At 66.3% G+C, this 22,948-nt stretch carries 20 protein-coding genes; 9 read left to right on the top strand and 11 right to left on the bottom strand.

Annotated elements, in window-relative coordinates; translation table 11 throughout:
* Positions 1-65: 65 nt before the first annotated feature.
* Positions 66-1,304 (bottom strand): helix-turn-helix domain-containing protein, encoded by a 1,239-nt coding sequence (locus tag ACGFY9_RS03085; protein ID WP_393751349.1) that lies wholly within the window; start codon positions 1,302-1,304, stop codon positions 66-68.
* Between the two features lie 429 nt (positions 1,305-1,733).
* Between ACGFY9_RS03085 and ACGFY9_RS03080 the strand changes: the two genes are divergently transcribed.
* Positions 1,734-2,468: an HAD family hydrolase gene (locus tag ACGFY9_RS03080; RefSeq protein ID WP_393751347.1), complete on the top strand. Its 735-nt coding sequence runs from the start codon at positions 1,734-1,736 to the stop codon at positions 2,466-2,468.
* Between the two features lie 11 nt (positions 2,469-2,479).
* Here ACGFY9_RS03080 and ACGFY9_RS03075 read toward each other — a convergent pair whose 3' ends face one another.
* From ACGFY9_RS03075 to ACGFY9_RS03065, 3 genes are all read right to left on the bottom strand, one after another.
* Positions 2,480-3,130: a DUF6886 family protein gene (locus ACGFY9_RS03075; RefSeq protein WP_393751345.1), complete on the bottom strand. Its 651-nt coding sequence runs from the start codon at positions 3,128-3,130 to the stop codon at positions 2,480-2,482.
* Positions 3,131-3,328: 198 nt separating this feature from the next.
* Positions 3,329-4,279 carry an FAD-dependent oxidoreductase gene (locus ACGFY9_RS03070; protein WP_393751343.1) on the bottom strand — a complete coding sequence of 317 codons (951 nt, stop codon included), beginning with the start codon at positions 4,277-4,279 and terminating at the stop codon, positions 3,329-3,331.
* Positions 4,276-5,736: a carph-isopro domain-containing protein gene (locus ACGFY9_RS03065; protein WP_393751341.1), complete on the bottom strand. Its 1,461-nt coding sequence runs from the start codon at positions 5,734-5,736 to the stop codon at positions 4,276-4,278. The genes ACGFY9_RS03070 and ACGFY9_RS03065 overlap by 4 nt, the downstream gene beginning before the upstream one ends.
* Before the next feature lie 930 nt (positions 5,737-6,666).
* Here ACGFY9_RS03065 and ACGFY9_RS03060 point away from each other — a divergent pair.
* Genes ACGFY9_RS03060 through ACGFY9_RS03025 form a run of 8 tightly spaced genes read left to right on the top strand, consistent with a single transcriptional unit; the run spans position 6,667 to position 14,970 of the window.
* Positions 6,667-7,584 carry a glycosyltransferase family 4 protein gene (locus ACGFY9_RS03060; protein ID WP_393751339.1) on the top strand — a complete coding sequence of 306 codons (918 nt, stop codon included), beginning with the start codon at positions 6,667-6,669 and terminating at the stop codon, positions 7,582-7,584.
* Between the two features lie 2 nt (positions 7,585-7,586).
* Positions 7,587-8,576 carry a D-2-hydroxyacid dehydrogenase gene (locus tag ACGFY9_RS03055; RefSeq protein ID WP_393751337.1) on the top strand — a complete coding sequence of 330 codons (990 nt, stop codon included), beginning with the start codon at positions 7,587-7,589 and terminating at the stop codon, positions 8,574-8,576.
* Entirely contained in the window at positions 8,566-9,684 is a 1,119-nt protein-coding gene (locus ACGFY9_RS03050) for a radical SAM protein (RefSeq protein ID WP_393751335.1), read from the top strand. Before ACGFY9_RS03055 ends, ACGFY9_RS03050 begins: the two co-directional genes overlap by 11 nt.
* Entirely contained in the window at positions 9,681-10,781 is a 1,101-nt protein-coding gene (locus ACGFY9_RS03045) for a hypothetical protein (protein WP_393751333.1), read from the top strand. The genes ACGFY9_RS03050 and ACGFY9_RS03045 overlap by 4 nt, the downstream gene beginning before the upstream one ends.
* A gap of 16 nt (positions 10,782-10,797) precedes the next feature.
* Positions 10,798-11,622, top strand: a complete 825-nt coding sequence (locus ACGFY9_RS03040; protein WP_393751331.1) for a radical SAM protein — start codon at positions 10,798-10,800, stop codon at positions 11,620-11,622.
* Positions 11,623-11,645: 23 nt separating this feature from the next.
* On the top strand, positions 11,646-13,373 hold the full coding sequence (locus ACGFY9_RS03035; RefSeq protein ID WP_393751329.1) for a carbamoyltransferase C-terminal domain-containing protein: 1,728 nt from the start codon (positions 11,646-11,648) through the stop codon (positions 13,371-13,373).
* Positions 13,370-13,981, top strand: a complete 612-nt coding sequence (locus ACGFY9_RS03030; protein ID WP_393751327.1) for an HD domain-containing protein — start codon at positions 13,370-13,372, stop codon at positions 13,979-13,981. Before ACGFY9_RS03035 ends, ACGFY9_RS03030 begins: the two co-directional genes overlap by 4 nt.
* Positions 13,978-14,970, top strand: coding sequence for a glycosyltransferase (locus tag ACGFY9_RS03025; RefSeq protein ID WP_393751325.1), 993 nt, complete (start codon positions 13,978-13,980; stop codon positions 14,968-14,970). Before ACGFY9_RS03030 ends, ACGFY9_RS03025 begins: the two co-directional genes overlap by 4 nt.
* A gap of 11 nt (positions 14,971-14,981) precedes the next feature.
* Here the strand turns inward: ACGFY9_RS03025 and gltX are convergent, their stop codons facing one another.
* From gltX to ACGFY9_RS02990, 7 genes are all read right to left on the bottom strand, one after another.
* On the bottom strand, positions 14,982-16,349 hold the full coding sequence (gene gltX / locus ACGFY9_RS03020) for a glutamate--tRNA ligase (RefSeq protein WP_393751774.1): 1,368 nt from the start codon (positions 16,347-16,349) through the stop codon (positions 14,982-14,984).
* Positions 16,350-16,522: 173 nt separating this feature from the next.
* The gene (locus tag ACGFY9_RS03015) at positions 16,523-17,104 is read right to left on the bottom strand and encodes a hypothetical protein (protein WP_393751323.1); all 582 of its coding nucleotides are present in this window, start codon (positions 17,102-17,104) and stop codon (positions 16,523-16,525) included.
* A gap of 327 nt (positions 17,105-17,431) precedes the next feature.
* Positions 17,432-17,989, bottom strand: a complete 558-nt coding sequence (locus tag ACGFY9_RS03010; RefSeq protein ID WP_393751321.1) for a GNAT family N-acetyltransferase — start codon at positions 17,987-17,989, stop codon at positions 17,432-17,434.
* A complete protein-coding gene (locus tag ACGFY9_RS03005) occupies positions 17,986-18,837 on the bottom strand; it encodes a hypothetical protein (RefSeq protein WP_393751319.1) in 852 nt (283 codons plus the stop codon). The genes ACGFY9_RS03010 and ACGFY9_RS03005 overlap by 4 nt, the downstream gene beginning before the upstream one ends.
* Positions 18,838-19,450: 613 nt before the next feature.
* Positions 19,451-19,867, bottom strand: coding sequence for a hypothetical protein (locus ACGFY9_RS03000; protein ID WP_393751317.1), 417 nt, complete (start codon positions 19,865-19,867; stop codon positions 19,451-19,453).
* Positions 19,868-20,337: 470 nt separating this feature from the next.
* Positions 20,338-21,903 carry a LacI family DNA-binding transcriptional regulator gene (locus ACGFY9_RS02995; RefSeq protein ID WP_393751315.1) on the bottom strand — a complete coding sequence of 522 codons (1,566 nt, stop codon included), beginning with the start codon at positions 21,901-21,903 and terminating at the stop codon, positions 20,338-20,340.
* Positions 21,904-22,276: 373 nt separating this feature from the next.
* A complete protein-coding gene (locus ACGFY9_RS02990) occupies positions 22,277-22,843 on the bottom strand; it encodes an ATP-binding protein (RefSeq protein WP_393751313.1) in 567 nt (188 codons plus the stop codon).
* Positions 22,844-22,948 lie beyond the last annotated feature (105 nt).

Genomic DNA, 22,948 nt, shown 5'->3' with positions numbered 1-22,948 from the left:
TCAGCAAGTTCTGTGCGCGGACAGCTTGTCCGTGGGGTTCACTGACCAACCCCCTTGACAGAAGCTCAAGTTGTGCTTATGCCCGCCCAACTACCGAACGCCGAAAGCTCGTTGGACGGATGGGCATCCACCCTGAGCAATGCCGCAGTGGTCTCCCGTACGGATGGGTGGAACCGCGTGTGGTTCGGAGCAACCTTCCGAGCACGCTTGAGATCGCTGAACGCACCAACTCGGTCGCCCACGGCGAGCTTCGCGGAAGCCACGTCGATGAAGTGGTGGCTAGACCGCTCGCCCACAGTCGTGGCCGGCGGCGTCCACTCGCCGCCAGAAACCGGAGACCACTCGGCGAGGCGGGCGAGAGCCTGCTCGGTATCGCCCATGTCGATCATCGCGTGCAATTCATGTATGCGGATGTTCGTCGGGCCGAACGACATCTCGTACGCCAGGGAGTCACGATTACCCGCCATAGCTGCCACGTGGTCAGCCTCCCGCAGGTACGCGTCCGCACGGTCCGAGCTGTTCTCGCGAGCTTCCAGTACGGCCAGCTTCAACAGCAGCGCACCGTCGACAGCAAGAGCATCGTCAGTGAAGGAGCTCTCCGGTTGGAGCCGCTCCAACTCGGTCCGCAGCGCAAGCAGCTTGCGGCGAGCAGGCAAGTAGGCGCCCTGGCGGAGCATCGCCCCCGCGACCAGATAGCCGGCTGTGAACTGCATCAACGGGTCGCCGGAGTGGTCAGCCGCCCAACGGACCCGCTCCAGCGCCGTGTTCGACAGATCGTGGTGGCCCATCTTGTGAGCCAACGAGTTCACGGCGCGATAGGCGCGCGCCAAGTGCCAGAACGCCTTGCCTTGGTCGCCATTGCTGCCTCCGAGTGCCACGTGCGTCAACTCGGTGATGATCGGCGGCAGCAGGGGGCCCATCGGGGCGTAACGAGCGTCGCGGCGCAGTGCCGCGACCTGGTCGACTTCCGAGGCGAGCACGGCAAGCGACCGGGGAGCGATCTCCAGGTCGTCGGGGCTGTCGTAGCAGAGCAGGAGACGCCGGAGCTCAGGTATGACAGCGTGGACGCCGTCCTCAGCCTCCGGCTCACCGTAATACGGCTGACCGGTCAGAACCTCGGGGCCGAAGCGCAGAGCCTTGGCGAGCGCCAGTACCAGGGAGGGTGAGGCCTTCCGCGCTCCGGACTCCAACTTCTGCACGTAGCTTGGGGAGACTGCGACCTTCTGTGCCAGTTGAGCGGCAGATAGCTTCCGTGTCCTACGAGCGATACGGAGACGGTCTCCCAGCGTCAGGTTTTCACTCATCGGTGGACCTGTCCCTTCGCGATGAAGCACTTGAATCAGACTACGGATAATGTCCAAGCCTGCGCCCTTGGTCGCCAACTGTTAACAGAGCTGATGGCATCACGACCAGGACGTGAAGCTGCAGTACAGGCCTGAGTACCTTGCTGCCCCTTCTCTGGGCCCCCGCCCTAGCGGGCGAACTGGGATATTCCGTGACAATGCGAGCACCGGGCGAGTAGGGCTTTCGCTCTCCAGTCAAGAGGCGGACACCGAATTGCCTATGGACAGATTGTCCGCGCGATTCCTGCACGTACCGGAAACCCGCGCTTACCCCGTGTTGCAGGCAGTAGCCGAGCGCATGCGTCAACATGATGGATCGGTGCGGCCCCACGTACGCTCGCAATCACAGGACGGGGCGGCGCCGCCCAGGTCGAAGGCAAGGAGTCGGCAGTGGCTGAAGCCGAAGAGGCCCTCGTGCTGTGGGACATCGACCGCACTCTGCTGTACGTCGGTGAGATCGATCGGCAGGTGTACCGCGAGACCTTCACCGAGATCGTTGGGCGCCCCCCAGAGCGACTTCCGGCCCGGGGCATTGGCGTCACTATGCCCCTCGCGATCCGATCCCTGCTCCTGCACAACGGCGTGCCAGCGTTGGACGTCCCCCAACTGCTGCCGCGCATGGTTGAACTCCTGCCGCAACGTCTCGCCGCGCATGAGGGAGAGCTACGTGAGCAGGGCGTCCTCATGCCCGGTGCCGTGTTTGCCCTGAAGGCGGTGCACGAGCAGACGCACTTGGTGCCGACCGTCGTCACGGGGAACCTCAAGCCCAACGCGCTGTTGAAGCTCGCAGCGTTTGGCCTCGACACCTTCTTGGACACAGAAATCGGCGGGTACTCCTCCGACGACGAGCACCGTCCTGCTCTCGTCGCCGTCGCACAAAGGCGAGCTCAGGCCAAGCTCGGAGCCGCCTTCACTCGCTCCAACACCGTCGTTATCGGAGACTCCCTCGAAGATGTCCGCACCGGAATTGAAGGCGGCGCTTCAGTGATTGGAATCGCGTCCGGTAAAACCACCGCTCGCGAGCTGGCCTCAGCAGGAGCCGACGTGGTACTCGACAATCTTGAGAACGTACGGCAGCTCTTGCACGAGATCACGACAGTGATGGGTTCTTCCGCCAAGAGGTGAAGGCCAAGCAATCAGGGGTAGGACTCCCTGCGTTGTCCTGCACTCCCCTCACGTTGTCGGCCCACGGCCGCTCCGGTGGAACCTACTTGGCCGGGAAGTGTTCGCGGCCGGGCTTCGGGCTGGTGCGCGGGGTGCCCGAGGGAGTTGCGCAGCCGGATGCCGTTGAACCCGCAGGTGCTGGCGGTGATGGCCTCCCAGTATGGCCACAAGACGTCCAGAACCCGTAGCTGGATGCCATCCTCGGCATGCAAGGCAAGAAGATCGCCGACGGGCTCGGGGGGACCCAGCGGCTCGACGGGCTCCTCCGCGACGTGGGCGCGCGGGACGGGCTCCCCAATGGGGCGGAAGAGCGTGGAGTCGAACCGGTATGCGTAGAGGCGAACGTTTCGGATCTCCTCCAACCAGTCGTACTCGATCGCGTGTACGCGGTCGCCCCCGCCCGGGCCGATGATTCGCTCGCGGTCCGACGGAGACGTGTCGGGTGTCACCCATGCCATTGCCCGCGGACACTGCTTGGGGAACCAGTAGTCGGGGGCTCGATCGGCGTCGATGGCCCAGACGAAGGCCCCGGAGTCTTTCGACGTCGGAGAAACGCGCGGGACGAAGCGGGTGATCGTGGGATCCTCGGAGAAGTGCAGTACCTGTCCAAGTTCTGGCCGCATCGACGCATGCTAAGCCCACATGCACAGTGCTCGCCCTCTTCATTTCCAGGCCAGTCCGGAGTTGGCTTGATCTTGAGGGTGCTGCTCGGACTTGCCACGTCTGGGCGCGTCCGTTCTGTGCTGGCCGACTGAGTGTCCTCGAACGCAACTGGCTCCGGACGCCCAGCGGCATGCCGCAGTTCGAAGCAAGTGCTGGCTTCAGGACGGCACCAGCCCGACGATCTCGCGCGCGCAACCCCATGAGAGGGTGACGCCGGTCCCTCCGTGGCCGTAGTTATGGAGCAGCGGGACCCCATCTCCGTGGACATCTGCCTCGACACGGACCTCAGAGCGCGTTGGCCGCGCTCCCACTCGGTGCGCGACGATGGCGGCCTTCGCCAGCCGCGGATCGATCTCCGCACATCGCTCGACGATCGCTCTCGCCGCGACCGGATCCTCCCGGAGACTCGCCTCGCCGTCGATCGCCGTGCCCCCGAGAACCACCGTCTCGCCGTGCGGGTAGATGCAGACGAGATCCGGCGACAAGCCCGTGTCCTCGGAGAAGAACTCCGTGATGCCGGGGTTCTCCACGACCACGTGCTGGCCGCGAATCGGTCGCACACCGTCATCCGCGGCGAGATCGCCGGCGCCCAGCCCGGCGCAGTTGACGATCACGGAAGCGTCGTCGATCTCGTCGAGCGAACTGACGAACCGCCGCCGCACCGTGCCGCCGGCCTCCCGGAACCGCCGCAGAAGGTACTGGAGGTAGACGGGCATGTCGATGAGGGGAACCGTGAAGCGATAGCCGCCCTCGAACCCGGTCGGCAGTTCGCCAGGAGAGCACTCACGGAAGTCGGGCAGCAAGGTGCTCCACTCGGGGGCGGACATCGCATTCCGAGCGGCCTCGATGCCGCTGACCATCCGAACGCCGGTTGCGGGGTGGCCTGACAAACCTCGAAAGACGTCGAGCGAGACAAGGCTCCACCGCCGTACTTTCGACCACGGTTCAACTAGGTAAGGGCCCCACATCGCGCCCCCGGCGACCGACGTCGGGCCTGGGATCTCTGCTGTCACCAGGTGCACGGGCAATCCTGCTTCGAGTAGTGCCACCCCTGTGGTCAAACCCGTGACGCCTCCGCCAACAATGACGATCTTGCCGGTTGTGGTCATGCTCCGACCGTATCCGGAGGTCCCGCGCCCGAACCCGCGTATTTCGTTAGCTGCTCTTCGAGCTCGGGAAGGAAAGTGCCGACGTGCGGGTTTCGCTGCTTGCGACGCAGTTCGACGGCCAGTTGCCGAAGGAGTGCGGCGCTTCGGGGCGAGCGCACAGTCGTGAGCCTGGAAGCAGCCGTTCTGGCGATGTCGCAGGCCCGTTCCAGTTCGCCTGAGGCGCTGTACCCCAGGGCCAGCCATGCCCCTTCGAAGAGCGCCCTGCGTTGACTTGGATCGCCTCTCTCCACGCCATGCGCCCCTGTCTCCAGAAGCGCCTCTCCTCGGCGTATGAAACTCCGCCCGACAGAGCGACCTCCCTGGTGCAGATTCGAGCGGCCCAGGCCGATCAACGAGTATCCGGCCTGACACTCCAGGTGGTTGGGAGTCAGGAAGTACATCCACCGAGGCTCGGGCGTGGTGTCCGTCCGCCCCTCGATCAGCTCACGGGCCAGTTCGCTTGTCCGCTCAAAATCCGCACCGCGACCGGCCGTCGCATATCCGTGGGCCAGGCGCGAGAGCACCGAAGCACGCACGCCTGCCGTCCCTCCCTCGCTCGCCCGGCGAGCGGCCTCGCCCAGGGCGATCGCGTCAGCGGGATGCTGGCGGGTAGCCGCCTGGAAGGACATGTCGGCAAGGATGTGGGCGCACAGCGCACGGTCGTTGACCTGGTGTGCGGCGCGCAGTGCGGTGACGAAGTACCGCTGGGCGAGACCGTGGTCCGCTGAGTCGAACGCCATCCAGCCAGCGAGCTGTCCGATCTCGGCCAAGGCGCGAATGAGTCGCGTGGTGGCTGTGTCCGAATGAGCGCCTTCGTGAAGCAGGAGCCCGACCGCTCTGAACTGAGCTCCGACGTAGGGAAGATGACGAGCACCGCCGTTCTCGTCGTCGAGGAGCTGCAGCAAGGGGAGGTTCTGCTCGACCTGAGTGACGAGCGGGTCCGTATGTCCCGGGTCGGCGATTCTGGGGCTGAACGCCCCTCGACCGGCCGTTCCGTCCAGGTAGTGGGAAACAGCGGCGAGCAGCCCGGACCCCGAGATGGCCAGAAAGCGCCGCCGATCGAGCAACCCGCCGATCACCCAATCCTCCACGATGTGACCGAGCCCTTTGACGTTCCAGGAATGTCCCAGACTCGCATCCGCGGCTATCAACATGGGCGCATCCGCGGCTCTTCCCTGCCATAACTGTTCGACGGAGATGACGCGACCCAGTTCCTGCGACAGGACGTACACCGCCATCGCCGGCAAGGGAGAACGAGGAACGGCCCCCGCGTCCCGCCAGTGGTACGGCGCGGACTCGGCGACGGTTCCCACCCCGAACACACGGTTCAGCTTGCGCGCGAGCAGCTTGGGGCTCCAGCCGAGTTCGTCCAGACAGCCCGACAGGACCTCGTTGCGCCTCTCGGGTGTCTTGGGCATGCCGTACCACTCCCGGGCTGGCCTACTCGCGGTCCGTACCTCGCACTCAGGCATTCCCAGGCGTCACCAAGATCGAGCAACACCCTTCTCAGTTGACCCAGTTGACCGATCTATCACCTCCTCCCGGCACCGGTACATCTGGTGTTCTGGAGTCGGAAGGACTGCCGTTCGGGTTGCAAGACCGAAGGAGCGTGTCATGAGAGCTCGGGCCCGAGGACAACGGAGCCGCGACGATGGCCGAGATGCAACCACTGCTGACGTGACTCGACGCCACAGAGCTCGCGCCCGTCAACTCACCGGCAAATGAGGGCTGTTGCTGTCAAGAGTCTGTCGTCGAATTCCTACGGACACTTTGTCCGCTCGCCGAGCTCGCCCAGTGGAATCGTCTCTTCACGCTCCGTCGCACGAGCTTCCGATGAATCACACCACCCTTATGCGACCCGGGCAACTCCGCCTGCCCTAGCCCCCGATCCCGCACTGGAGGCGTCCCCCATGGCAACCCATCAAGGCAGTTCAGAGCGCGTGATTCGCGTTCCGATTGGCGACGCGTTTCCCCTTCAGCGGCAAAGTGGCACGGAGGAAGCCGTCGGGCCGGCCTTAGCCACGGCTCAACCGAAGATCGCAGTAGCGCTGCACGACGGCTACTACGGCTGCACATCGGGCACGGGCTTCAGCAACCGCGCTTTCCTCAAGGTGCTCACCCGGGCACTCCCCCCGGGGCGCCTCCTCGTCATGCCCGTACAGGTACCCCGCTCCGACCCGAGCTACGACCCGGCATGGGTGGCGGAGACGGAACGGATCCTTCGGCAAGCTGAAGCCGAGGTCGTTCCGATTCCGGGCGGTCGCGCGGCGACCGCTTCCATCGCGGGCTGCGAGTCCCTGTGTGAGCGCGTAGTCGGAGTCGCACGGGAGCATCTCGCTCGGGCGCCCATGGCTCAGCTGATCGGCTTGGACATCCCCTTTCTCGGTCTCGGGCTGCATCTAGGCATCGACGCCCCTTTCGGTCTCCTTCTCGTGCCCCGGTCAACGAGTGAACTCGCCTCGCCCGAGGACCGACGGCGTATCAGGTGGGAGCACAAGGGGTTGGCCGCCGCGGTGAGCGACGGCGCACGCGTCGCCGCGATCTCGCACCACATGCGCGGGCATCTTGAGCAGGTCTACGACGTCCCGCGGCACGCGGTCGTCGACCTCCCCAACGGCCTGCTCCTCAGTGACCACGAGGATGCCCCCTCCGCTCCACTGCCGCCTCGGGCCAGGGCGGGCTTCATGTTGGCCATGGGTCGAGCGGTGGAGAGCAAGGGTTTCGAAGATCTGTTGGAAGCCCTCCGCCTCCTCAAGAGGCGGGGAACACGGCTGCCGCACCTTCTGCTCGCACCCACAACACACTCGGAGGACCTCACCGACCACCAGCGGCGACTCCGGGCGATGGTCCGTGACTACGAGATCGACGCGACGTTTCTGTCGCGGTTCTCACCTGATTACCGCTCATGGCTGCGCAGCCCGGCCCTCCGTACCGTCGTGGTGCCCTCCCGTGCCGAGCCGTTCGGGAGGATCCCGCTCGAAGCGTTCGCATCGGGAGCGGCGCCGGTGGTCGCGACGCGAGCTGGCGGACTCACGGAGACCGTCATCGACGGGATGACCGGATTCACGGCGGAGGTCCGTGACCCCGTGGATCTCGCCCGTGCGGTCAGGCGGGCGCTTCACATCAGTGACCGGGAGCGTGAGCAGTTGCGTGCCCGCAGCGGGGCCCTGCTCGCGGCGCGGCACGACTACGAGACCACGATCCGCTCCTATCTGCGCCAGTACGCCCCTTGGGCGATGGCGCTCAGCTCCGCCGAGAGGGGTTGAGCGTGACAACCACCGTGCTGGTATCCCTCAACTCCCCTTATTCCTTCTGGCAGTTATCCGGCCGGCATGCGGAACAACTACGGTCCGCGTTCCCGGGCGTCCGCTTCCGGCTCGCCGAGGAGCACGACGTCCCCGTCGAGATCCGCGCTGCGGATGTCTATCTCGGCTGGGCCTTCGACACGGAATGGCTGAAAGCCCCGACACAGCTGCGCTGGACGGCCACCCCGTCCGCGGGCGTCGATCACTGGCCCGTCGCCGCGCTCGATGCTGCGGGCATCACGCTCACGCGCGGGTATGGCTACCACGGTCAGCCGATGACGGAGCACGCGATCGGGCTGCTCCTCGGCTTCTCACGTGGCCTGTTCGAAAGCAGCAGACTTCAGGCCCGGTCCGTCTGGTGGAAGGACGACCTCGCCGCCAGCTTCTTCGACCTGTACGGACAGTCCCTCACGATCGTCGGCTGCGGCTCTGTCGGCATCCGCCTCGCCGAGGTCGCACAGGCCCTCGGCATGCACGTCATCGGCGTACGACGCGAGCCTCCTCCCCCTGAACCCGGCGGGATCGAATGGGTACCCGCGCATCGTGCTCACGAAGCGCTCGCGCGCTCGCGGGCCATCGTCAACCTGCTGCCCGCCACTGACGGGACCCGCGGGTTCTTCGATGAGACCACCTTCAAGGCATGCGGTCCCGGGGCGGTCTTCATCAACCTGGGGCGGGCCAGCACCGTCGACCACGACGCGCTCCTCGACGCCCTGGACCACGACCGGCTGGCTGGTGCCGCACTCGACGTACAGCCACACAAGCCCCCCGAGCTCGACGACCCGCTCCGCCACCATCCGCGGATCGTGCTCACGCCGAAGAGCGCGGTCTTCAGCCACGCGTACATGGACCAGGCGGTCGCCTTCTTCCACGACAACCTTCGGCTTTTCCTCTCCAACCAGCCCCTCAACGGTGCTGTCACCCCAACCAACGGAGGGCCCTGTGATCACTGAGAAGCAGCCGTCCAAGGCCGACCTGTTGCGGCAGTTCGCCGAGACGGGCCGGAACCATCCCTACCTGGCGTTCACGCTCAACTCGATCTGCAATCTCGACTGCGTCTTCTGCAAACCGCGGTGCATGCCCGACTACGGACACAAGGACAAGACGCTCACCGTCTCCAACTACGCGGGCATCGCGAACGAGGCAGGGCTCTGGGGCATCCGCAAGGCGCACTGCTCAGGCGGGGAGCCGACGCTGCGTGCCGACATCCTCGACATCATCGGGGCGCTCTCCGAAGGACTCGGTGAGAAGGCGACCGTCGGCATGACCAGCCATGGCAACCTGCGTCGCGGCCTGACGGTGGACGCGCTGCACGACGCCGGTCTCACGTACCTGAACATCAGCCTGCACAGCCTGGATCCCTCGCGATCCTCCGAGATCATGGGCGGCGGCGATCCGCGTGTCTCCCGTGCCACGATCGACCGGGCACTGGAACTCGGCCTCAAGGTCAAGATCAACTGTGTGCTCCAGCGCTCCTACCTGGAGGACGCCTTCGGCGTCGCCGAACTCGCCAAGCAACTCCCCATCGCCGTACGGCTGATCGAGCTGCAGCGCATCGGACCGGCGGAGGCGCTGTTCCCCACCGAATTCGTGCCCGAAGCGGAGGTCCGCGAACGCCTCCACGCCTGGTTCGAGAAGGCCGGCGAGATCTCCCGGACCGAGCTGGGGGTACGAAGCCCGGGACGGTACCTGCAGCCGTCCGGCTGGGCGGGCTCCATCGGGTTCATCTCCAACTCCTCCTGCGCCACCTGCTCCGACGCCAACCGCATCAAGATCACACCCACCGGCATCGCCCGGCCCTGCATCCTCCACAACCGCGACATCCCCCTGAAGCCGCACCTCGCGGATGGCACCATGCCCGACGCCTACGCCCACCTCTTCCGCGCCATGCTCGAACGCGACGGCAACGAAGCCTGGCAGGGCTTCCACTACGTCGACTACGACCTGCGCTGGGATCGCATGGAGCGGCCGCAGGGCGTGGCGGTACTTCCGCTTCTTCCCGTGGGCAGCGGTACGGGCGGCGCCTGCTCGCTCCGCCGATCCGATGGGGAGAGCGAGTGACCACGGCCCGCTCCACCACGTCATACGCGCAACTCGGTGTCCTCTACGCCGAGCAGCTAGCCGCCCAAGGTGTCGCGGCAGGCATGCTCACGCACAAGTGGCAGGCCGGCGACCTCATCGCACCGCACTCGGACATCGACATCCGCGTCATCCTCGAACAGACCCCGGAGTCGTGGTGGGAATGGAACGAGCAACTGGCCGCCGCCCATCACCAAACGGTGCTCCTGGACCCGGCCCACAGCCGGCTGCTGGAACATCCGCCCGGATTCGCGTTCACCGCCAGTGAGCTCGACCGGAACCTCGTCTCTCCGGCTGAAATCTCCACCTGGAGCCTGGCCACGGGCAACACGACCACTCTCCAGAGGTGGAAATCCCGTGCGCAGATGATGCCGTGGAGTCGTGCAGACGAGAGGTTCTATCGCGGGATCCTCGACGCACGAATCGGAGGCCGCTACCAGCTCGAAAAGGACAGCACCGAGAACGTCCATCATGATCTCGACAGCTACCGAAGGCACTGCGTCGCCTGGCACTACGTGGCACCGTGCTGGTTCGCGTCCGCGGCCCTCGCCACACGTACCCGCTGCCCCGGAAAGACCGCGGCCCTCAATCAGTGGCACCCCGGCGAACTCGAATCCCGTGCGGAGGAGTTCCTCCGCCTGTCTTCCGCCACCTCAGATCCGGAGCCTTCTCCCACGCAGATGCTGCGCACGGCCCACGCGGCCGTGGACGCCGTACTTCGCCGCACACCAGCCCCCAGGCCGTTGCCGGAGGGGGCGGGGACGGACGAGGCGGCCTGGACCACGACAGCGGGCATGCTCCGCGTACGCGTCGCACGCTGGATCTACTACCTGGGCCCCCCGCCGGAGACCGCGACCGGCTACCTGATCGCTCGCGAGGAGAAGGAACTCCGTTCCGCTCGGAACACCTTGACCCGCCTCACCGACCGGCTCTCCCGTGACGACGCGACGCTCGCGGAGGCCATGACGGCGCTTCTGCCACCAGGCCCGACCACGGCGAGCACTCTTCACGACCTCCTCGCCCTGTGGGGTCGTCACCGCTCCGTCGTCGAAGACTTCCTCTCCGCCCACTCCATGTGACCAAAGGGGGCTCTCCATGACGTCGTCCTCCGTGCTGTCCGGTGCACAAAGGACCCTCAAGACCGCGAAGATCAAGATCACGACGAAGTGCAACCGCCACTGCGACTTCTGCATCTTCGCCGAAGGCGGCCAGGGCGAGAACATGCCGATGGACACGTTCGCCCAGGTCCTCGACCGCCTTGAACAGATCCCGTTCCGTCAGCTGCACATCAACGGTGGCGAACCCACAGTGCACCGCGACTTCAGCGGGCTCAGCGCCCTGGCTCGTGACCGTTTCCCGGACCAAGTCATGGTGCTCGGTTCCAACGCGATCACCCTCGCCCGCAACGACCGCATCCTCGGGGCGGCCCTCGCGCACTACGACCAGGTCCTCATCGGCTGCGACGAGGAACACGACAACTACGACGAAGTCCGCGCCGTCATCCCGGTGCTCCGGGAGGCCGGAAAGACGGTCGTCATCAACAGCGTGCTGGAGGCCATCGCCCCGGAGCGCCTCAAGCAGTTGGCCGCGCTGTGCGACGAGCACGGAGCCATCCATGTCACCAACCACGTCCACCACATCGACGTCGGCCAGCCGGCCAACGATCTCGGCGGACTCTGCGACCGCAACGTCGACCAGCACCTGATGGTCGAAGTCGATGGCGACTGCTACCGGTGTTTCAACGCCATGGCCAAGAACGACAGCGAGTTCACGGTCTGGGACGACGACTTCGCCGCCAAGGTCTTCGCTCCCCGCCGCCAGCACTACGACTTCTGCCTGAAGTGCCACGAGTACAGGGACTCGGGTCTCCAGGTCGTCCCCGCCCCAGCCGTTCCCACCCGCCGCACGGCTTCTGTCTGACCACCCTCTGCCTGGAGGTCCCCATGCCCGCTGTGCTCGGCCTGAACTTCCACCACGACACGTCCGCCTGCCTTATCGTCAACGGCCGTATCCACGCCGCCGAGGAGGAGCGATGGAGCGGCATCAAGCACAACCGCACCACGCGCGAGACCATCCTCACCGCCCCCACCCGTGCGCTCGACTGGTGCCTGCGATCCGCCGGCATCACCATCGACGACATCGACCACGTGTGGACCCCGTCCATGCGGCCCACCCCCCGGCACGGATCCTGGGTGTCCACCGAACAGGCTGAACTCGCCACCATGCTCCCCGAGGCACTCGGGAAGCGGCTGAAGCTCATCTCCCACCACACGGCGCACGTCCTCGCCGGCTACCTGCTCTCCGGTGAGGAGCACGCGGCCGGACTCGTCATCGACGCGGGTGGCTCCGCCCTCGGCGCGGACATCTCGACCGGACGCGAACGGATCACCGGCTACGACCTGAGCCCGAACCACATCGACCGCATCCACCAGGTCACACCGACCATCGCCCCCGGCCCGTCCGGACCCGCGCGCGTCCACCCCTCACTCGGCCACTTCTACCGCAACCTCGCGCTCCGAGTGATCCCGCCGGGCAACGAGGCCGAGGGCAGCATGATGGCCCTCGCCGCGTTCGGCGACCCGGACCGCTACTACAAGGAACTCCGCGACCTCGTCCATCTCGGCGACGACGGGCATGTGCACATCGCGGCACCGTGGGGCTCGTACGACCCCGACACCCCACTCCAGGTCGAAGACGCCGTGTGGACCGCGCAGTCCGCCGACTCGAAGCCACTGGACGCACGCGCTGACCTGGCCGCGGCAGCCCAGAGGGTCTTCGCCGAAGCAGTCGTCCACGTGGCCCGCCACCTGCGGCATCTCACGATCGCCCGCACGCTGGTCTTCTCCGGCGGCTGCGCCCTGAACTCCCATCTCAACGGAACGCTCGCCGAGCAGTCCGGCTTCGAGAACCTGTTCGTCGCCCCCGCGCCGCACGATGCTGGCACCGCGGTCGGCGCCGCCCTCTACGCCTGGAACTACGTCCTCGGGCAGCCGCTCCTGCCGACACCGGAGGACGCCGACTGGGGTCCACTCCCCGGTGCCCTGCCCGACGGTGCTCTCGCGGGCGGCTACCGCGGCATCTCCGGCCTCGGCGACCGGCTGGTCCCCACGGTCGCCGCACTCCTCTCGGACCACCACATCGTCGGCTGGGTGCGGGGCGGCATGGAGTTCGGACCGAGGGCCCTCGGTCACCGTTCGATTCTCGCCCACCCCGGCAAGGAAGCCACGAAGACCCGGCTGAACGCCCTCAAGCAGCGAGCTGGCTTCCGCCCGCTGGCGCCGTTGGCGCTCGCCGAGGAAGCCAGCGCCTGGTTCCTCGGAAACGCCGACCCCTTCATGAACCGCGTCGTACGCGCACGGCACTGCAAGTCCGACCGCATGCCCGCGGTGGTTCACCACGACGGAACCGCCCGCCTGCAGACCGTGAGCCGCAGCCACTCGGGAGTCCGCCCGCTCCTGGAGGAGTTCCACCGGCTCACCGGCGTGCCCGTGCTCCTCAACACCTCCCTGAACTTCAAGGGGACCCCCATCCTCCGCACCGCCGAACAGGCCGTTGACGCTGCGATCGAGCTCGGCCTCGACGCCCTGGTTGTCGAGGACACGCTGGTCCTCGCTCCGCACGTGCGGATCGACACAGTCCTGTCGGCCGCCTCCGGAACGGATCGCTCATGACCAACACCCCCGCTGTGACGGACGAACTCGGCTTCGAGGACTGGCCGGAGCTCGATCGCGAGCGAGGCCGGCACGCCACGTCCCTCGCCACAATGATCTACGCCGGTCATGTCCGAGACCAGGGCACGCCCTACATCAACCACCCGGTGCGCGTCGTGGCCATCCTCAGGGACGAACTCGGGGTCACCGACCCCGACTTGCTCACCCTCGGTCTGCTGCACGACGCGTTGGAGATCTCCCCGTCGGCCGAGCCTCTCATCGAATCCGGCCTAGGCGGAGCCTTCGTCCAGCAGCTGCGCTCCATGACCCCCGACCACCGCCTGGAGCGCCGCCCCAAGCAGCCGCAGGACGCCGACGCCTGGCACAGCAAGATCCTGACTCTCGGCTCGGACGAGTTGCTCGTCCGTCTCGCCGACCGCATCGACAATCTGCGGGACCTGCGACACTCGCCGGACCCAGCCCGCCGGGCACGCTTCCTCGACAGCCTGACCCGCACCTACCTGCCGCTCGCCGCTGGATCCCGCGACGTGAGTGCGCCGCTGCGGGCTGCGTACGAGTTGCTCACCACCGAGCATCAGCGGCACGCGGAAGCGGAGACGGCCACATGAAGCCGGTCATCCACTCCCTGTCGCCACAAGGCCGTACCGGAGGCCGCGTCTACCTCCGTATGATCCACGAGGTCACCGCCGACCGGATCGACTGGCGCACGGTGCCGGACTACAAACGGACGTACGCCGTCCGTCGGGGACGGAAGCTGCGGCACCTCGCCCGCCTTGCACCTCACATCCGCGACCTCAAGACCGAGCCGGGCACATTCCTATGGGACGACCTCAGCATCCTGCTGTTCACGCCGGAGATGCGGGCCCGGACCGTCTTCGTCTTCCACCACTACGAGCCGCTGCAGTTCGACTCCTGGCCCGTCGAACCGCTGCTGTGGCGAAGACTCTTCACGACCCTGGCCCAATGCCGCGCGGTCGTATGCGTCGCCCCCTTCTGGGCGGCCTTTCTCCGGGCCCGCGGCGTGCGCAACGTCCAGGTGATCTACAACGCCTTCGACCTCACCGAGATCGACAAGGTACGCGCCATGGACCCAGCCGACTGCAAGGCCCGGCTTGGCCTCCCGCAGGATGAGATCTCCGTGTATGCGGGCAAAGCCGTGCACTGGAAGGGCATCGACACGGTCGCCGGCGCCATCGAGGACACGCCTGGACTCCACCTCGTGACGACCGGCAGCAACACCGTCGGCTCCCCGGGGCGCCACTTCGACCTGCCGCGCCCCCAGTACTTGGAACTTCTGCGGGCCTGCGACGTCGGGGTCTTCACGCCGCGAATGCAGGAAGGGTGGAGCCGGTGCGCTGCGGAGGCGCTGCTCCTCGGCGTGCCCTGCCTGATCCGGCCGATCGCTGGCCTCGGAGACCTCGCGAACCTCGCCACACAGCCGTCCCCGGATCTGGATCGGCTGGCCCAACAGATACGGGAGCGGGCGGTCACAGCGCCGGACGAGTCGAAGGCCGTGTACGAGACGCTGGCCCGCTTTGACACGGCGTACTTCCACAACGCCTGGTCCCGCCTCCTCACACAGGCGACGGGACCTTGATCACGAGGTGATCAGCCCGCGAGCTTCGTCAGGGCTGCGTCGATCCGGGCCAGCGTGCGGTCCTTGCCGAGGACTTCCAGGGACTCGAAGAGGGGCAGTCCGACCGTGCGGCCTGTGACGGCGACACGCACCGGGGCTTGGGCCTTGCCCAGCTTGAGGCTGTGCTCCTCGCCTGCGGCCAGGACCGCCGCCTTGAGGGACTCGGGGCTGGTCCAGTCGGCCGTCTCCAGCTTGGCGCGGGCCGTGGTCAGGAGGGCCGCCGGGTCGCCCTTCATCGCCTTGTCCCAGGACGCCTCGTCCTCCACCGGCTCCTTCAGGAACAGGAAGTCGACGTTGGCCGTGATGTCCGACAGGACAGCCACGCGGGTCTGAGCGTGCGGAGCGACGGCTTCCCAGGCGGCCTGATCGAAGTCCTCGGGTGCCCAGTTGGCGTACGGGGCACGCAGCCACGGCTCGCAGGCCTCGATGAACTTCTCCAACGGCAGCGCGCGGATGTACTCGCCGTTGAACGCGGTCAGCTTTTTGATGTCAAAGAAGGCCGGGGAGGTGTTCACGTCCTCGACTCGGAACTTCTGCTCCAACTCCTCGTATGGGAGGAGCTCGACGTCGTCTCCGGGGCCCCAGCCCAGCAGCATCAGATAGTTCGTCATCGCCTCGGGCAGGAAGCCCTCGGCGAGATAGTCCTCAAGGGCGACCTTGTCGCGACGCTTGGACAGCTTCTGCCGCTTCTCGTTCACGATCACCGGCAGGTGCGCCCACACCGGGGGCTTCGCGCCGAGCGCCTCCCACAGCAACTGCTGCTTCGGCGTGTTCGACAGGTGCTCGTCGCCGCGGATGACCAGGGTGATCCCCTCGTCGAGGTCGTCGACGACGTTGGCGATCAGGAAGACCGGCGAGCCGTCGCCGCGGGCGATGACGAAGTCCTCGATCGCCGAATTCGGGAAGGACGGCTCACCGCGGATCAGGTCCACGACGACCGTCTCGCCCTCGGTGGGCGTGCTGAACCGCAACGCCCGGCCCTCGACGTACTCCAGGCCCCGGTCCCGGCAGAAACCGTCGTAGCCGAGGTGCTGGGAGCCGGTCCGCTCCTGCACCTGCTCACGGGTGCAGTCGCAGTAGTACGCGCGGCCCTGAGCGTAGAGCTGCTGCGCGGCCTCGTTGTGCCGGTCGGCGTTCTGCGACTGGAAGTAGGGGCCCTCGAATGCGGGGTCGTCCTTGGAGATCCCAATAGACGCGAGCGCGCTGATGATCCCGTCGATCCACTCGGGCTTGTTGCGGGCCGCGTCGGTGTCCTCGATGCGCAGGACGAACTTGCCTCCCGACTGTCGTGCGACGGCCCAGTTGTAGAGAGCCGACCGGGCCCCGCCAACGTGGAACATTCCAGTCGGGGACGGGGCGAAACGCACGCGCGTGGAGGCTGTAGACATGTTCGTAAGCCTACCGATTCCCAACGGCTGCTCGATCGCACCTGTCGGAGCGTCTCGCCGCTCCTCCTCGGGGATCTCGTGCGCCACAAGATTCCTCCACGCACCGCGAACGAGCCCGTGCGCGTTCAGTCTGGGACTGAGCGACGGCGACGTTCGCATACGTGCCAGGCCGTGGCCTCGCTGACTCCGAACACAGCGCCGAGTTGGGCGTACGTTGCCCCACTCTGCTCGCGCATCCGCGCGAGATCAGCTTCCTGTTCATTGGTGAGCGCATGTCGCCCACCTCGTCCGGCGGCCGGTACAGGAGGCGGATCGGTGAGGTGCCGCCAGGTCGCGCCTTGTACGGCCGCTCGAACCGTCGCGTACTCCAGATGAAACTTGTCAGCGAGTGACCGCAAAGAAGCACCGCCGGCATGCGCCCGCCGCATCTCTCCTACGGTCGCCACAGTCAGGAGCACGCCTGGGCGGCGCGGCTCCCCGGGAATCTCCTCGGGCGCCTGTTCATCGACGTGTGCCCAGGTGACGCCGCGGATCGCATCATGAACGGTGTTGTAGGGAAGGCCATTTCTCGTTGCGAGATAGCGCACCGACGCGCCACTGGCGTGCTCGCGCCTCAGCACACGCACATGATCTTCATTCAAAACCGTGGGGCTGGGATGATCTGGATCAGCAGGCTGGGGCCGGCTGATCGGCGGTGGATCGTCCACTCGGCGCCAGGTGGCGCCGTACACCGCCTTCGAGAGCGCTCTGCTGCTCACACCGATCGCACGCGCAAGACGATCTACTGAGGCCCCGTTTCGCACCTGCCGCCGGGCATCACGCACCAGCTCCGCCGTGAGCACCCTTCGACCGCCAAGGTGGTCCAGCCCTTGGCCATCGGGGTGCCCTTCCGAAGCACGTGGCGCCACGTGAGCACTCCCCACTCTCAACGACTTCGCAAGGGCAGACCGCCCTCGGGCCGCGGCACCATCGCCGTAGAAAGCGATGTACGGCCCGGAGTCGCCGCCGCGATCGGATTCACGCGCAGACAACGCCTACGCGCGTGCTCTGACCGTATCCGTGTCCTGCCCGTGGTCAGCCACCCTCCTCGTGTTGGACGCGTTTGCCGACGCTCCTGAGGACATCGAATCGCACGAGGCGAAGTGCCTGATGTACGTGACGGCCGCTCCAGAGCGACCAGTGCAGGTGAAGCCGGACTTGATCAACACCCGCCCGGAGGTGTGGTTATCAGGGTGGTGCTTGGCGTCAACCGAAGCCAAGCCGAGGGCGGAGGAAGCGAAGTCGAGCACGAGCGCCACCGCCTTGGTGGCGTACCCGTGCCCCCAGACGTCGTGCCGGAGGATGTAGCTGAGCGCCGCTGATGTCCGGTCAGGACGCAGCTTGATCACGCCGACCAGGTCATCCGCGTGATCGATGCCGAAGCAGTACATCGTCCGTGTAGTCGCGTGACGTTCGACTACGTGATCAGCCAGCCAGGAGGCAGCGCTCTCGGCGGTCATGGCCATCCGCGGGAGGTACCGTACGGAGGCGTCGCTGTAGATGCGCTGGAGCGCAGGTGCGTCGCCCAGGCTCAGCTCGCGCAGCGAGATCACACCTCAACCTTGAGCAGGAGTTCGGCCAGCTCGCCGGCTGTAGGTCGGTCCTCTGGTACGGCGGAGAGCGCCGTCCGGAGGGCATCCTGGAACTCGGGCCATACGTCTGGCTTCAAGGGAACACGGCCGGTCGCGATGGCGTCCCGTACTCCGTCGGGACCTGCGGCCTGCCGGTCAATGCCCGCGGCCTTGTAGTCCAGCGGCCACCCTCCTGCGGCACAGGTCCACAGAACCCCTGCCAGTGCGTATGTGTCACTGCGGCGCGTTGGCGTCACCGGACCGTCTTCACGCGCGACAGCGGCAGCGAGTTCCGGGGCCATGAGGTGGACGATGCCACCGCGAAAGCCGTTCACCGGCTCCTGGCCCTCACGCCAAGACCAGGCGAAGTCGATCAACCGGACGCCATCTGGGGTGTGGACACCGTGGGAGGGCTGGAGATCAGCGTGAATCCATCCGGAGGCATGCAGGTCGGCGACTGATCGACACAACTCAGCGCCGCCACGAAGAGCCGTCTCACGGTCGCCTGTACCTTCGCGGACGGGAGTGAAGACCTTCCACGTGGAAGGTCCGCTGAACCAGGGCGTGACGAGCCACGAACCGCCGTCGTTCGAACCGGAGACTGCCCCATAGCCAGTGTGGTCCATAGCGGCCAGGGCAGCCGCCTCTCGCAGCGTGACAACCGCGCCGTCGTCGTACCCGATCTTCACCGCAGCCGTGCCCGCAGGGCCGGTGGCCTTCCAGACCGCGGAGCCCCGCCGGTTGGTCAGTTCCTTCAGCTCGATAGTGCCACCGCAGGCGGCTTCTGCGGCTGCGAGGGCCTCACGGGGACAGGGAGGGAACGCGACCATGCCTTTACCGCCTGCCAATCGTGTGGGAGCTGCTCGAAGACATCACGCCCATCGTCTACCGCGACGGAGAGCGCATCCGCGAGAACGGGTGTTTCCTTCAGGAACTGAGGATCCCGGGTTCGCACGGCAGGGCGTACCGGGAGGAACGAGCACGGCGGAGGCGGGATCGGGCAGCCTCCTCGGTCGAGCCGTTCCTCGCCTCTCTGGAACTTCCCGAACATGACTCCGACGGGCCCGTACAGGTTCTTCAATGCCCAGTGCGGCCACGCCATCAACTCGCGGTGATCGACTCCGTCGATGTCTCCCAAGATCACGACGTTCTCACACACGGGAGCGCCGCGAGGACGAGCCGCGAGCGGACGGACCCACTCCGCGGCCTGCATGCCCGCATGGAACAGGCCGGCCTCAACAGACTCAGGATCGCTGCCAGCGATCTCGTACACCGTCCACGCCGTCAGGCCATGCCGCAAGGAAGGCGCGAGGTACGGACAGTGAGCCGACACCGATTCCGAGTAGTCCGCGATGTCCACGGTGCACGGACTCGTGGTGCGCGCCTCGACCAGGCGGAGCGCCCCGGCGGGGGACCGGGGCGCTCCTGTAACGGGGCCGGTCGTCATCCGGCCGCGGCCTCCGAGATCTTCGGCGCCACGTCGCCGCCGTCGCCGGGGATGGGGCTGCAGTCCCACTCCGCCCACACCTCACCGGTCTCGCGGTAACGCGCCAGGGCCCGCTCGTCGAGTACCCCCTCGGCGTCCGTGAACCACATCTCGGGCAGCTGGCCGAACATCTCCTCGTAGGCGTCGACCCAGGAGATCCGACCGTATCCGGTGTTCTCGACGTGGTTGATCAGCCGACCAACGTTCGCCGTGCAGAACGTCGCGTACTCGGGGTCGTTCAGGAGCCGGTGCCACTCCGCGTCGATGGCGGCCGAGAACATCTCGGGTGCGGCCTGGTCAGCGTCGAACTGCCGGACCGAGACCTGGAAGAACTTTCCCAGCTCGATCCTCTCGGGGGTCTGCACAGCGGTCACGCTGAATTCCTCTCATCTGGCTATAGCGAATCTGGATTGGGTGCCGAGAATCCCTCAGGGATGACTCCCGACGTCGGTTCCCACCCGCCGTGGAGTCCTTCGAGAGACTCGGCGGGGCGCGTGCAACTGCACCAACCAGGCGAATGGAGGCAGCATCTGGATGGTCAGCAACTCGCTCGGCAGAAACCCTTCCAGTTGGCAGGCCCGGTGCGCGGACAGGTTGTCCGCACGGTTCCCTCACGAGGAGTCTTGACAGAACTTCGAGGTGCGCTAACCGGAACAACTCACCTTGATCCGAGGAGGGTTGGCAGTCTTCAGCCGTTCAGTAACATCGGCTCAACCCGTCCCCACAGGCCGACCTGCTCCAAGGCGAGACTCCGAGGCAGGACGATCAGTTGTGACATTCCGATCATGTCCACCTGCCCGCCGAGCAAGCGACGAGCATCACGGGGGCCGTGCTGGGATCTCCCTCAGCAACTGCGAGCTGGGCGTCGCCATCGGGATCGGCAGCAGGGCATGGATCGATAGCGAGAAGATCGGGCCATGGAAGCGCGTACGCGCAGGAGATCGTTAAGTACACGCACCGGAGACGTCGGACACAGGGCCAGTCGAGCGTCAAGCGCTGTCTCCCACCGCTCGGTCAGACCTAGCATGAGGCGCTTGCGCATGCCAGCTGTGACGTGGGCGTACCGTGCCGAGACCGAGCCGTCGATGTGACCCATGCGCTCGTCCATGAGGACCTTCTCGGTACCGAGGTCCTCCATCACGGTCCGGTGGGTGTGACGAAGGCCGTGGGGCGTGAGGCCCTTGGCGATCGGGAGCCAGCAAGCATCAGCTCGGTCACTGGCTCCGCGTCCTCGAGCCGGGACGCCAGGCCACGGCTCGCCGAGCAGCGGTACGGGGCGAGCCTCCTGTGGTGCCTTCTTCGGGTACCAGCCAGAGACCGCTGGCGTGAACAGCCACGTCGCAAAGCCGTTTCGGCGCCAGTGGGCGGCGTGCTTCAACACCACGCCGCCCCGCACGAATCCAAGGTCCGCGATGGCCTGCTCCACCCTCACGCGCTTGGCTTCGGTGACGCGTTCAGGGTGGTTGAGGACGTTGGACACCGTGCCCGTGGAGACTTCGGCTCGGCGTGCGACATCGACGAGTTTCGCGCCCTGGTTGCCGCCGGTACGGGCCACGGCCTGCCCCTGGAAGACGTAGGTCTTGCCGTGACACGGGCAGAGTGTCGGCTTCGTGCGGGCGACGTGATCAGCAACCAGAGCCACCAGCCAGTCCATCGCGTCGATGGTGCGATAGCTGTCGTCCTTGGGCGGACAGCGCACCAGCTCACCCGTGTCTAGTTCGTACAGCTGCCACTCGACGCGGACGGAGCCAGGGCGGGCGAACTCCGTCTCCAAGCCGACCATTTCGCCCCAGCGCATGCCGGTGTATCCCTTGAGGACGACGGCGACGAACTCGTCGTCGCGACCGGACAGCAAAGCGGCCCGTTCGGCGGTCAGCAGGATGCCGAGCGGATCGGTGATGACTTTCTCCGGGCCGCGGCCTCGGGAGCGGCCGGCGCGCTTGCCGCGCCCTCGTCGTCGGGCGGCCGGGTTGGACGTAATCAGGCCCTCGTCGATCGCATCTTCCAAGATCACGTGGAGCGTCGAGCGCCAGGTCCTGACGCTGGAGATCGCGTAGACCGCCCTCTCCTTCTTCTCCCACAGGTCGACGTCCCTGCGCAGGATGCTGGCGAGCGCCTTGTCCTCGAAGTTGGGAAGCAGGTGCTCCTTGATGTGACGCCGGTAGTTCTGCATGGTCGAGGCGGCCAGGTCCTGGGCCTCGTACCAGCGGTTCGCGTACGCGCCGAAGGTCTCCTGGCTGAGCGCCGGGGCGCGCCAGTCGCCGCACTGACAACTGTTCTCAGCCTCGGCCGCCGCCGGTTGTGCCTCGCCTTTGGTGGCAAACCGGATCGCCTTGCCGTTCTCGTCAACAACTGTGTCGTACTTACCAAGCGTGATCTTGTAGTTCCCGCGCTTCTCCACGAAATCCAACTTCCGTCTTCCTCCCGCGTGAACTCATGGCTCACGCAGGCTCTCCACGACGCTCCCGGGTCGACTCGACACGCCGGAGAAGATCACGCGAAGAGACCGAACAAGGTCACCCGAAAGGTGAGGAGATCAACAGAGCAGGTTTGCCCTACGCCTAACCACGAGGTGGGGAAAACTGAATATCACCATCAGAACCTCCGGAACCATCACGGTGCCGTGGACCTGCTGGTGCTGCTCTAGGTACGCGGGCACTAGCGGCCCATGTTGAGGGTGTAGATGAACGCTGGCCTACCCTGCCGGGCAAGTAGCGGATATTGCCCCGCCGAGCCTGGTGTCGCGAACGTTCATGCCGCAGGGACTGCGTCGGTTCACAGCCTCAGGCAGCCTGATGTTGCTTCGCCGTAGTTGTTGCGCCGGACGAGGACCGCGGATCAGCATGCGGGGCCATGCAAACGTGACGCTCTGTTCGTCGCACAGTAGCGTCACTCGCGCGAGTTGAAGGGGGTACACCCGCAAAGTTGCTGCCCGTGCCCTCAGCCGAAGGCTCTAGCGCAATCTCAAACCAGGTCGTCTTGCCCATTGGTTCCGGTCGCGTGCCCCAGGCGTCTGCCAAGGCGTTCACGAGCAGCAGACCTCGACCGCTCTCGTCGTCCGGCCCAGCCTCAACAGCACTCGGCAGGCAGGGGTCGGTATCCGTGACTTCGACGCGGAGCCACGTGCCAGTACGCGTCACAGCTACGTCACACGGAGCATCTGTGTACAGGACTGCATTAGCAATTACCTCGCCGGCCAGCAGTTCTACGTTCTCCATGGCTTGGTCCGATAGGTGAATTTCCAAGTCCTGGGCTAGTGCGACGACTTTGCGGCGTGCGGCCGGAACAGCATCGACAGCCGCCGCAACCGTGAATCCGCACTTCGGACGTTCGGGATCGCGACGCGCCATGACAACAACCTCACCTTGGTAGCGGCCTCAGTGGAAAGAAGCCTTCCACTCGGCAACAACTGTGTGAGGACAGTCTGTCCGTAGGCTCGCCGCGCAGGATGTCTT

It is taken from the genome of Streptomyces sp. NPDC048504 (assembly GCF_043200035.1).
GTDB lineage: Bacteria > Actinomycetota > Actinomycetes > Streptomycetales > Streptomycetaceae > Streptomyces.
The sequence above is the reverse complement of the archived record's forward strand: the minus strand, read 5'-3'. Positions and strand labels throughout refer to the sequence as shown.